This window comes from Mycobacterium sp. (genome assembly GCF_039583785.1).
GTDB lineage: Bacteria > Actinomycetota > Actinomycetes > Mycobacteriales > Mycobacteriaceae > Mycobacterium.
Genome location: NZ_JAVKSG010000206.1, coordinates 1 through 1,617, shown reverse-complemented (window position 1 = coordinate 1,617; position 1,617 = coordinate 1). Strand labels below are relative to the sequence as shown.

Here is a 1,617-nt window from a genome sequence, read left to right as displayed (position 1 = left end):
GGCGGCGCCGGGATGGGAAAGCCGCTGGGGCCCATGACGAGCGCGGTGTTGTCGCCGAAGGCGAACGCCGCGTGCATTGTCGCGGTCAGGCCCAGCAGGGCCGCGCCCGTGGTGCACAGCAGGCCGAATCTCAGCAACGGGAACATGGTGGTGCTCATGGTGATCTCCACCGGGCGGGTGTGTCCTCGACCGGTGACCCCGGCAGGTGCGCGCCGGTCACGGGACGAGGCCGGCCAGGTCGCTGACGACGGATTGGGCGGCTCCGGCGAGGACCAGGAACTCGATGCCGCCGGCCAGCGAGAGCAGGCCCGCGTCGGCTGCGATCGGGTAGCCGACGGCGTCGACGAGGTTGGGCAGGTTCTCCACGAAGAGGGTGGTGTCGTACAACGGTAGGGTGGTGGCGATGGCGGTCGCGATGTCCGCCGTCGGCAGCAGGGTCGCGTAGCTCGCCGCGGCGACGTTCGTCAGCGTGTTGACGACGTCGGTCAGCGACGGCAGCAGATCCGCGGGAGACGACGGAGACGACAGCGACGACAACGCGCCCGCCAGGCCCGCCAGGCTCGGCAGCGACGGCAACTGTTCGGTGCCGATGTCATGGAGGAAGGCCCCGACGCCCTGCGGAATTCCGTTGGCCAGGTCGCTCAGCACGGTGTCCGGGTTGACGCCCGTCGGGAACAGCCCGAACGGGGTGGGCAGGTTCGCCGGGGTGTTCGAATAGCCGAGGTCGTCGGGGCCGTAGCCCAGGTTCACGATCACTTTCAGATCCGGCTGGATCAGGTCGGCCAGTGGTTGGCCGACGAAGGGGACCGCTCGCAGCGGGTCCAGCAGCGGCAGGTTGTCCTCGGGAATGATGAAGTAGTGCATGGTCGGCCCCGCGGTGCTTTGCAACGGGATCGCGGCAGCGAGTTGCTCGGGGCTGAGCTTCGCGTACTGGGTGTGCACGAACACGATGCCGGCGACCGCGTTGAGGTCTGCCAGCAGATCGATCGGGTAGCGCGGGAAGTCGGCGAAGCCGTCGTATTCGAGGGTGTAGATGGTGGTGGGGTAGACGTCGTCGGGGGTCGCACCGGTAAAGGTCAGACCCAGGCTCGGCAGCGACAGCCCGACGAAGCGCTCCAAAAGGCCGCCGTTGGGGTTGCTTTCGTTGCCGACCAGCACGAAGGCAAGCTCGTCCGTGCCGGGCCGGGCGTCGGGGGGCAGGGCGGCCAGGCCGTCCATTTCGATGCTGGAGATGACCGCGCTCTGGGAGTAGCCGAACACCACGGTCGCGTCGCCGCCGCAGGCCGGCGGGTCGGGGCAGAGCTGGTTGATCTCGTCGTTGAGGATGACGACGCCCTGCGCTTCCGATGCGTCGTACGGCAGGCTCTTGACCCCGGTGACCGGGTACAGCCCCTCGGGCGTGAACAGCGGAAGCGGGCTGACTCCCGGGTAGGTGGGCTGCCCGGGGAACGGCTGCGCGGGGTCGATGTAGAGGGCGTCGACCTCGGTGACGTAGTCGCTGGACGGTATCGGCACTCCGCTGGGCCCGATGATCACCGCCGTGTTGTCGCCGAAGGCGAACGCCGCGTGCATGGTCGCGGTCAGGCCCAGCAGGGCCGCGCCGCCGGCGGACAGCAG

General features: G+C 69.1%; 1 protein-coding gene. It reads right to left on the bottom strand.

Annotation, left to right across the window (positions count from 1 at the left end):
* Nucleotides 1–216: 216 nt before the first annotated feature.
* On the bottom strand, nt 217–1,617 hold a 1,401-nt coding region (locus tag ABDV69_RS21415; RefSeq protein WP_343577849.1), incomplete at its 5' end, for a PE-PPE domain-containing protein.